The sequence below is a fragment of the Legionella sp. km772 genome, from assembly GCF_003989735.1.
GTDB lineage: Bacteria > Pseudomonadota > Gammaproteobacteria > Legionellales > Legionellaceae > Legionella.
Window position 1 is genome coordinate 20,098 of record NZ_RZGQ01000022.1, and the last position, 9,430, is coordinate 29,527.

Here is a 9,430-nt window from a genome sequence, read left to right on the forward strand (position 1 = left end):
TAAGAAAAAATCTTAGTAACGCAAGTTGTATTAATTAATTTGAGATGTTTTATGACCAAACCCACCACGTTTCAAGATATTATTTTGACTTTACAAAATTATTGGGCAGCGCAAGGTTGTGTAATTTTGCAGCCTTTAGATATGGAAGTTGGTGCCGGGACTTTTCACCCCGCAACCTTTTTAAGAGCAATTGGGCCTGAGCCATGGTCAGCTGCTTATGTACAACCATCAAGGCGGCCCACTGATGGACGTTACGGGGAAAACCCTAATCGTGTGCAGCACTATTATCAATTCCAAGTAGTGTTAAAACCTTCCCCCCTGGATATCCAAGAAAAGTATTTAGATTCTTTGCGTGCCCTAGGTGTTGATCCATTAACAGATGATATCCGTTTTGTTGAAGATAACTGGGAGTCGCCTACTCTAGGTGCTTGGGGATTAGGTTGGGAAGTATGGCAAAACGGAATGGAAGTCTCACAATTTACCTATTTTCAACAGGTAGGTGGTTTGGCTTGTAAACCGGTTACTGGTGAATTGACTTACGGTTTAGAGCGGATTTCTATGTTTGTGCTTGGGGTTGATAATTTATTTGATTTGCCCTGGTGTCGTACCTCACATGGTGTTGTCACTTATGGTGATGTATTCCATCAGAATGAAGTAGAAATGTCTGCCTATAATTTTGAGCATGCTAATGTTGAAGAATTATTTAGACAATTTGATTATTACGAGCAAGAGGCGCAAAAATTAATTTATTTGCAATTACCGCTACCTGCTTATGAAATGGTAATGAAAGCCTCTCATGCCTTTAATCTACTTGATGCTCGCAAGGCAATATCCGTTACCGAGCGTCAACGTTTTATTTTAAGGGTGCGCCAATTGTCCCGAGCAGTGGCACAAGCATATTATCAAGCGCGTGAAGCTTTAGGCTTTCCTATGCAAAAAGGTGTGTAATGGTTAACGATTTTATTTTTGAATTAGGTTGCGAAGAACTTCCTTCTGGAGCTGTTTGGACTTTGGCTAATGAGTTTGCCAATAATTTATTAGCAAGTTTAGACAAGACGCAATTAAGTTATGGTGAAGTAAAACGCTTTGCCACACCAAGACGACTCGCTCTCGTTGTCTATGACCTACAAACAGAGCAAGCAAGCCAGTTAATAACCCGTCGTGGGCCTGCTGCAATTGCTGCTTTTGACAAAGAAGGCAAGCCAACTCCGGCTCTATCTGGTTTTGCTAAGTCTTGCGGTGTTGATGTGTCGCAATTATCACGTATTCAGACTGATAAAGGCGAGTGGATGGTTTATGAAACTCAGCAAGCGGGCGGATTGACCAAAAATTTATTACCCGAGTTAGTCAAACAAGCTCTAGCTAATTTACCTATTGCTAAACCAATGCGCTGGGGTGATGGAGATGATGAATTTGCAAGGCCAGTTCATTGGGCTGTGATGCTTTATGGCGATGAACTTATATCAACGCAGATTCTAGGGGTTGATACCGGTCGAAACAGCCGCGGACATCGTTTCCATTCTCCGCAAGAATTTCCAGTAAGATCTGCTAAGGCTTACGAGCAACAATTAAAAGAAGCCTATGTCATTGCTGATTTTGCGGTAAGAAGAAAGCTAATCTTTGAACAAATAAATCAATTAGCTGAGACCCTTAATGCCACTGCGGTAATGCCAGAAGAGTTGTTAGATGAGGTAAGCTCTATTGTAGAATGGCCAAAGGGGTTGCTAGCAAACTTTGAAAAAGAATTCTTAGATGTTCCTGCTGAGGCTTTAATTGCTTCAATGCAAGCGCATCAAAAATGTTTTGCTTTAAAAGATCAGCAAGGTAATTTACTTCCCCATTTTATTACGGTGAGCAATATTGAAAGCACTAGGCCCGAACAGGTGGTTTTAGGTAATGAAAAAGTGATGCGTGCTCGCTTAAGTGATGCCGCTTTTTTCTTTCGCCAAGATAAAAAGCAAGCCTTAAGCCAGCATATTAAAGCTACGGAGAATGTAGTATTCCAGGAAAAATTGGGAAGCCTTTATCAAAAGGCAGAGCGGGTGCAACAGCTTATGGTCTATTTATCGACAGTATTGGCTCTGCCCCAACAACAAGCTGAGCGTGCTGCAGAACTATCTAAATGTGATTTATTAAGTGGAATGGTTGGCGAGTTCCCGGAACTACAAGGTTTAATGGGGTATTATTATGCTTTGCATGATGGAGAGGCATTAGAAGTTGCACGGGCTTTAGATGAACAATATATGCCCCGGTTTGCTGCTGATAGTTTACCCGACTCTGTTTTAGGCAAAGCGCTTTCTTTGGCTGATAGAATTGATACCTTAGTTGGGATTTTTGCGATTGGGCAAAAACCATCAGGGGTGAAAGATCCATTTAAATTACGGCGCCATGCCTTGGCTGTAGTCCGGATATTGGCATCTATTACCACGCCAATCAATATAAGCGATCTGATTGATCAATCGATCCGTATTTATGGTTCCATTTTACCAGCTGACCGCTCCTCGTTAACTGAGTTAAAGCCTTTTATTTTAGATAGACTAAATTCCTATTACCAGAATCAAAATTTTACTATCGATTTAATTCAAGCAGTGCGTGCACGGCAAGACGAATGTTTTTATGATTTAGAGAGTCGTTTAAAGGCATTAAAAAATTTCATTGGCTTACCGGAAGCCGCTTCTTTAAGTGCTGCCTGCAAACGAGTGGGGAATATTCTGAATAGTGCTGGTGTTTCACCCACAAGCTATGCGCTCAATGAACAGCTTTTGGAGGAGGGTGCAGAAAAAGCCTTATATGTGCAATTAAGACAACTGCATCAGCGAGTAAATGCTTTCTATGACGAGAAGGAATACAATGCGGTATTAAAAGAGCTTGCTGGTATTAAAGAACCAGTGGATGCCTTCTTTGATAATGTTATGGTTATGGTCGAAAATGAAACTGTTAAACATAATCGTTTAGCCTTGCTTACCCACTTACAAGACTTACTACGTGGGGTAGCCGATATTTCGATGCTTCAGCTAATATGAACAAAGTCATTTTATTGGATAGGGACGGTGTAATTAATTATGATTCGCTTCATTATATAAAAAGTGAAGCGGAATATATTTTAATACCTGAAAGCGTTGATGCTATTGCCCGCTTAACTGAAGCGGGTTATAAAATTGGCTTAGCAACAAATCAATCAGGAGTATCCAGAGGCCTATATTCAGAAGATACACTTTTGGCTATTCATCAGAAAATGGTAAATACGATAGAGGAAGCAGGAGGGAGGATCGATGCGATAGAATATTGTATTCATCTTCCTGAAAAAAATTGTGCCTGTCGCAAACCTAAACCCGGAATGCTTTATGCCTTAGCTCAAAAACTTAAATGCTCTTTAGAGGGAGTTCCGTTTGTTGGTGATCGTATTTCAGATATTCAAGCGGCTCAAGCGGTGGGCGCATACCCGGTGATGATTTTATCTTCAATGACGGATCGGCAACATTTGCAGAATTATCCTCAAATTCCTACTTATGATTCTTTAGCTGCTTTTGTAGATACTTTATTAGCGAATCCTAAATAATGACTGAGATAAATTGCATTGGGTATGAAATCGACGAGTTGCAAGCAAAGGCTTTGCAATGGGCATCACAACTCAATCTGAAATTGGAAAAAGATTGTCAGCAAGGCCTATTTCTTACGGCTAAACAGCTTTGTCTCAAAATGTCTTCATTCAACTTACTTGCTGCGGACTTTAGCTCTAGCACCTGGTACAAAAGAAAAACTGAGGGAAAAAAACAAGGTTTAGTACGTGCTTGTAAACCAAGTGCTGGACTTAAAATTATAGATGCCACCGCGGGATGGGGGCGTGATGCCGCAATATTAGCATCTTTTGGTGCGGAAGTACTAATGCTTGAGCGTAATCCAATCATGGCGAGTTTATTGGCAGATGCTTTAGCCAGAAGAACCTTAGCTGAGCAAGAGCAAATGAATTTATCTTTGTATCAAGGCAATGCCTTAGTCTATTTATCGAAATTATCCCTACCAGACTATCCGGATGTAATTTATATTGACCCCATGCACCCGATACGTACTAAATCCGCTTTAGTGAAAAAGGATATGCAGGCCTTACAAGAGCTTATTGGTCCGGATGAAGATGCTTTAGAACTAATAAAGCTTGCCAGGCAACGCTGCAAAAATAGAGTCGTGGTCAAATGGCCGCAAAAGATAAATGCTTTATTGTCTCCTAATGCTAGTATTGCGGGTAAAACCATCCGTTTTGATATTTATACGACTACAACGTTGTAGTCCTCTTTGTTGAGAAAATCCCTATTTACTTCTTTGTTCGCAAAGCCGCTATCCATATTCTATCTAGTGCGAGCTTTAGCGAAGCAATCCCTAAGGTCAATCAGGATGTCTTTTGTCTATAAGTAGTCACAACAAAAAACCTTAAAATTGCTTCACTTTATTTGCCTACGAGGTTTAAATCTGATTAATTTGCTTAAGCAAAATCAGCTAACTCTTCTTTTAATCGCTTTTCTTCAAATAAATCTTCAATTTTTCTACGGCGTTCAAGTTTGGTGGACGGACTGACTTCGGTGGGAATGGTTGTAGGTGTTTCGTTGAATTCATCTAGTTCGCTATCTAATTCATCAAAACTATTAATGCCCATAGCTGTTCTCCTTAGCTAATTTTGAGTTCCATTTCACTGTTTTAGAGCTGACTCGGATGTAATTATGATCGTTTTATAATTTTGTCATAATTAACATAGCAATAACGTAGGCTCAACCTACAAATATTGCGTTGATATCATTAATTAAATGATGATTTAAAAAAATAGCCATCATCTTTTAGAGATCATGGCTAACATAACAGAATTTAAGATTTTGGCCTAGCAAAATTAATAAGTTTTTTAAGTGTGAGCACCTAGATCAGCATGGTGCTCTTCTTCTTCATCGTTTTCTGCGGCTAATTCAGCAGCCTTAGCTTTTTCCTCAGCAATTCTTTGTTGTTCTGCTTGTTCTGCCTCATATTTAGACTTAAGCTGCTCAAGGGCATCTTTAACAGGTTTCGTTTCTTGACCTGTCGTAGTGAGTTTAAATTTATCATCCCTTTCGGCAGTAATTTTTTCCGCTTTTGCTTTAAATTCGGCAATTTTTTCTTTTCCGAAGACTTTCTCAGGATCAAAATCTTTTTTCTCACCTTTTACAGTGACATTAATTTTGATTTTTTCAGGTGGATAGCCCGCATTAATACAGGCGTGATAAGCTTGCTCAGCTCGCTTCATAGCCATGGCTTCATTGCTGTAATTAACATTCATTTGGATTGATGATTTACCGCTTGCCCGGACTGCTTCGGCTAATAAATTCATATCGTGTTGAACTTTATTGCCTAAAAAATAACCCACTGGGGAACCAAAAGGATTAAGCATAGCGCCAATTTCTAAAGTAAACTCACCTGGTTTTTTCTGTTTTATCGTTTTACCTGTTTTACTGAGTATTTCTGGCAAGTCGGCGAGATTAACATGACCCACATTAGGATCGGCATCTTTTGCATTTAATAGACCTACACTTAAATTGCCAAATTTATCTTCTATCTGTTTTATTTTGGCTTTTGCGTCCAGAATTTCCTGTATAAGTTCTTTCTTACGTTGATCTTCTGGTGAATTGGGGGCAGGTAGTCCTAGTTTTCTGGCCTCTTCCTCTTTAGCTTGAATTTCTTCTTGTATAGGTTTTATTTCTTTATCCCTATTCGCTGCAGCGGCTAGCCTAATTACTTCTCGCATCTTTTTATTATCAGCACTCAAGGAGGCGATGAAATTGACCTCAGCAAAATCATTTCTTGCTGCTTGATGAAGCTTTACCTTAGCGGCTGAGGTTTCATCTTGAAAAGTTTTCATTTGGGCTTTGTGTGCGGTACTTAAGTCTTCGAGCATTGCTTTTTCGGCCGCAGCAAGATCAGTAACGCCTTCTGCTTTTAATTTGGTAACTAAGGGGCTGTCAGTGGGGGGCTGCGTAGGATCTGTAGGATGAGGAATTGGTTTAAAAAGAGCTTTTAAATTCTCTGTTTCGAGCTTTTGTTGCAGTTCGATATCCCTAACTCCTTCACTAACAATATCAGACATGGTTTGAATGACTGCTTCCACTTTCAAGGGCGGAATTTGTTTACTTAATTCAGCAAAATGTCGGGTGTTAGAAGTAAAATTTTTTTGTGCGGTATCAAGCATACCTTCTAAAGGTTTATCCGCAGCAACGATCCCTACATGCGGGTGCTGGTTAGATAAAGCATCTTGCACCATTTTTTTTATGTCAGGTTTATCTAAAGCCGCTTTAAGTTTTTCATCTTTTATAGCCGTGGCAAAGGTAGTAGCGGGCTCATCGATGTTTTTTTTCCTTGCAGCTAGGAAGGCATCGAAAGGGTGCTGATCAAACTTAAAATCCTTTCCTAAGCCTATTTGATCTCTAAAAATAAGATTGTTTTGCTGCAAGCGTTCAGCGGTGACCGTGCTATCGACAGTATTAGCCTTATTTAATCCATGCATAATTAATTTGCCGACGCCGTAAGCAACTAAGACACTCATATTTCGCTCTCACTTAGGATTGTTTTAAGTAAAGTATATCATAGAATTGTTAACTCTATCTTAATTGAAAGATAGCTCAATTTGAGCAATTGAGCTATCTAATATTGACTTACCAGGCAGGAATGGCTGAATCACCAAATAACTCTTTAGCTTTTTTCTTTACTTGTTCTGAGTTTAATGATTTCACAAAAAGCTCCAGTTGTGGACGCTTATTGGTATCCCGTTTTATAACAATCACATTGGCATAAGGTGAATCTTTCCCTTCAGTGAATAAAGCATTTTTAGAAGGGCTTAGACCTGCAGGAAGGGCGAAGGTAGTATTTATTACTGCCGCGGCTACATCAGGTAATACGCGTGGCAATTGTGCGGCATCCATTTCTTTAAACTGTAATTTTTTAGGGTTGCTATCGAGTTCAGGTACACCACTGTTCGTAGCATTTTTTAAGGTCACTAAGCCTGCTTTTTCTAATAGTAAAAAGGCGCGCATTTCATTGCTTGGATCATTAGGAACAGCAATAATGCTATTTTCGGGTATATCTTTCAATGACTTATATTTTTTCGAATAAATGCCCATAGGATAAACAAAAGTTCGCCCTATCGCTTGCAGATCATAGCCATGAGCTAGCATCGATGCTTTTAAATAAGGTAAATGCTGGTATACATTTGCATCTAAACTGCCGTCTTGTAAGGCTTCATTGGGTAGATTGTAATCATTAAATTCGACAATTTTAATGGTTAAGCCATGCTCTTTTTCAGCTACTTGTTTTGCGGTTTCAATAAGTTCAGTTTCTGGACCTGCAATGGTTCCGATAACGAGCATATTCGGAGAGGGTTTATTGCAAGAGATTAGGCTTAGAGCCAAAATAAGACAACTTAACATACGCATTATACTAACACTCCTTCTGAGTTTTGGGCTAAAAGTTAATGATGAGAGACTCGATGTGCTAAATAATCCCCTAACATTTGTAAGAGCTGTACCATCACAATGAGCACGATAACGGTTGAAATCATGATTCCCGCATCAAAACGCTGGTAGCCATGATTAATTGCCAAAGTGCCTAGTCCTCCTGCACCGACAGTTCCTGCCATAGCGGAATAATTAATTAAGGTAATTGCAGTGACCGTAATTGCATGAATGATTCCTGCTTTTGCTTCCGGTAGGAGAATATAGAAAATAATTTGTCTTGTATTGGCTCCCATAGAATATCCGGTTTCTATCAAGCCTTTAGGTAGGGCTTGGTAGACATTATCAATAAGACGAGCGAAGAATGGCGTTGCTCCTAAGGTTAAAGGAACAATCGCGGCATTCATGCCAATAGATGTACCTACAATTAAACGAGTGAATGGGATAATGGCTACTAATAAAATAATAAAGGGTATAGAGCGAGTAGTGTTGATAAACGCCGAAAGTGCTTTATGGAGTTTTGGGTTTGGCTTTATCGCTTTAGCGGCGTAGAGCAATGTCCCTAAAGGTAAACCAAGAAGAATAGCAAACAGGGTGCTAATAGCAACCATATAAAGCGTCTCGCCAGTAGCATTAAATAAATCAGATACCATCGTGTAGGACATAACCTAAAATCTCCACAGTTAATCCAGCTTGTTCACATCGTTTTACAAAGTCTTCAAGTAAAAGCGGATGAGCTGTTAATTCTACAACAACGACCCCACACACAGTGGTATCGTAACTATCGATATTAGCTAATAATATATTAATATCGAGTTTTAATTCTCTGCTTGTTTGACTAATAAAAGGAACCGTAGCCTCCATCCCTTTAAAAAATAAACGTACTAAGGGTTTATCGGTGACATAGGTTGCGAGCTTAGCTTTCAGCCATGAAGGCAGCTCAGGACTAAGCTGTTTATAAAACATTGCGCGAGCCACACCATCTTCTTTATTAAACATATCCGCTAGTGTGGTCGTTTCCACAATTTTGCTGTCTTCTATCACGGACACCCGTTTACAAATACGTTTAATGACTTCCATTTCATGGGTAATTAAAACGATAGTGATCCCATAGAGGCCATTAATTTTTTGCAAAAGATTTAATATAGCTTCGGTTGTCTCTGGATCAAGGGCAGAGGTTGCCTCATCGCAGAGAAGTATTTTAGGGGAACAACTTAAGGCTCTGGCAATTGCGACGCGTTGTTTTTGCCCACCGCTTAGTTGTGAGGGATAAGCATTTACTTTATCAGTAAGTTCAACAATAGGAAGCAATTCATCAATTTTAAGTTTAATGGATTCCTCATCAATGCCTTGAATGCGCATGGGCAGGGCAATATTTTCATACACTGTTTTAGAGTTTAACAAATTGAAATGCTGAAAAATCATTGCTATTTTATGACGCGCTTGTGCTAAATCTTTTCTAGATAAAGATAAAAGGTTCTGGCCATCAATAATCACCTCTCCTTGCTCAGGGCGCTCTAATAAATTAAGGCACCTTAATAAGGTAGATTTTCCGGCACCACTTCGTCCGATAATTCCAAATATTTCTCCTTCCTGAATAAATAGATCAACATTTTGGATGGCTGCTTTGCCAGAGAAAAATTTACTTACTCCACATAATTCAATCATTACTAAAACCTAAAGAATACAGCTGCGGGAGTGGCTAAGAGGATATTGGTGAGATTCCGCTTTAGCCGTATTTACAAAAAAGAAAACCTCTTTTGAGCGTCCGCAAGCTGAATGTTCAAATCGACGCTGTCAAACAGTATATACTATTTTGTTAAACATGCAATCTATCCGGGCTTTCTAGACAGGGTCACCTCATGAAAAATTTTGAGATAAGATAGTGGTTAAAATAGAATCATCCCATCCAGCATTTTTTCTGAGCCGCTTAATAGATTGCCTTTTCATCTGATTTTTAGTTAATTGAA

The 9,430-nt window shown here is 39.3% G+C and carries 9 protein-coding genes; 4 read left to right on the forward strand and 5 right to left on the reverse strand.

Annotated features, from left to right (window positions below; all coding sequences use genetic code 11):
- Positions 1-51: 51 nt before the first annotated feature.
- Genes glyQ through ELY15_RS04440 form a run of 4 tightly spaced genes read left to right on the forward strand, consistent with a single transcriptional unit; the run spans position 52 to position 4,284 of the window.
- A complete protein-coding gene (gene glyQ / locus ELY15_RS04425) occupies positions 52-948 on the forward strand; it encodes a glycine--tRNA ligase subunit alpha (protein ID WP_127098445.1) in 897 nt (298 codons plus the stop codon).
- Positions 948-3,023: a glycine--tRNA ligase subunit beta gene (gene glyS, locus ELY15_RS04430; RefSeq protein WP_127098446.1), complete on the forward strand. Its 2,076-nt coding sequence runs from the start codon at positions 948-950 to the stop codon at positions 3,021-3,023. The genes glyQ and glyS overlap by 1 nt, the downstream gene beginning before the upstream one ends.
- Positions 3,020-3,559 (forward strand): D-glycero-beta-D-manno-heptose 1,7-bisphosphate 7-phosphatase, encoded by a 540-nt coding sequence (gene gmhB / locus ELY15_RS04435; protein WP_127098447.1) that lies wholly within the window; start codon positions 3,020-3,022, stop codon positions 3,557-3,559. Before glyS ends, gmhB begins: the two co-directional genes overlap by 4 nt.
- Complete coding sequence (locus tag ELY15_RS04440) at positions 3,559-4,284, forward strand: class I SAM-dependent methyltransferase (protein WP_127098448.1); 726 nt, start codon at positions 3,559-3,561, stop codon at positions 4,282-4,284. Before gmhB ends, ELY15_RS04440 begins: the two co-directional genes overlap by 1 nt.
- Positions 4,285-4,477: 193 nt before the next feature.
- On the opposite strand, the gene ELY15_RS16355 is transcribed toward ELY15_RS04440, so the two are convergent.
- The 5 genes from ELY15_RS16355 to ELY15_RS04460 form a co-directional block, all read right to left on the reverse strand.
- Complete coding sequence (locus ELY15_RS16355; RefSeq protein ID WP_199744162.1) at positions 4,478-4,648, reverse strand: PA3496 family putative envelope integrity protein; 171 nt, start codon at positions 4,646-4,648, stop codon at positions 4,478-4,480.
- Positions 4,649-4,888: 240 nt separating this feature from the next.
- Positions 4,889-6,556, reverse strand: coding sequence for a hypothetical protein (locus ELY15_RS04445; protein WP_127098449.1), 1,668 nt, complete (start codon positions 6,554-6,556; stop codon positions 4,889-4,891).
- Positions 6,557-6,665: 109 nt separating this feature from the next.
- Positions 6,666-7,442, reverse strand: a complete 777-nt coding sequence (locus ELY15_RS04450) for a MetQ/NlpA family ABC transporter substrate-binding protein (protein ID WP_127098450.1) — start codon at positions 7,440-7,442, stop codon at positions 6,666-6,668.
- A 35-nt stretch (positions 7,443-7,477) separates the two neighbouring features.
- A complete protein-coding gene (locus tag ELY15_RS04455; protein ID WP_127098451.1) occupies positions 7,478-8,125 on the reverse strand; it encodes a methionine ABC transporter permease in 648 nt (215 codons plus the stop codon).
- The gene (locus tag ELY15_RS04460; protein ID WP_127098452.1) at positions 8,103-9,128 is read right to left on the reverse strand and encodes an ATP-binding cassette domain-containing protein; all 1,026 of its coding nucleotides are present in this window, start codon (positions 9,126-9,128) and stop codon (positions 8,103-8,105) included. Before ELY15_RS04460 ends, ELY15_RS04455 begins: the two co-directional genes overlap by 23 nt.
- Between the last annotated feature and the right edge of the window lie 302 nt (positions 9,129-9,430).

What these genes read in the sequence shown, in the direction of transcription:
- ELY15_RS16355 (WP_199744162.1), bottom strand. Translation starts at nt 4,648, where the DNA reads ATGGGCATTAATAGTTTTGATGAATTAGATAGCGAACTAGATGAATTC.
- ELY15_RS04445 (WP_127098449.1), bottom strand. Translation starts at nt 6,556, where the DNA reads ATGAGTGTCTTAGTTGCTTACGGCGTCGGCAAATTAATTATGCATGGA.
- gmhB (WP_127098447.1), top strand. Translation starts at nt 3,020, where the DNA reads ATGAACAAAGTCATTTTATTGGATAGGGACGGTGTAATTAATTATGAT.
- ELY15_RS04450 (WP_127098450.1), bottom strand. Translation starts at nt 7,442, where the DNA reads ATGCGTATGTTAAGTTGTCTTATTTTGGCTCTAAGCCTAATCTCTTGC.
- ELY15_RS04440 (WP_127098448.1), top strand. Translation starts at nt 3,559, where the DNA reads ATGACTGAGATAAATTGCATTGGGTATGAAATCGACGAGTTGCAAGCA.
- ELY15_RS04460 (WP_127098452.1), bottom strand. Translation starts at nt 9,128, where the DNA reads ATGATTGAATTATGTGGAGTAAGTAAATTTTTCTCTGGCAAAGCAGCC.
- ELY15_RS04455 (WP_127098451.1), bottom strand. Translation starts at nt 8,125, where the DNA reads ATGTCCTACACGATGGTATCTGATTTATTTAATGCTACTGGCGAGACG.
- glyS (WP_127098446.1), top strand. Translation starts at nt 948, where the DNA reads ATGGTTAACGATTTTATTTTTGAATTAGGTTGCGAAGAACTTCCTTCT.
- glyQ (WP_127098445.1), top strand. Translation starts at nt 52, where the DNA reads ATGACCAAACCCACCACGTTTCAAGATATTATTTTGACTTTACAAAAT.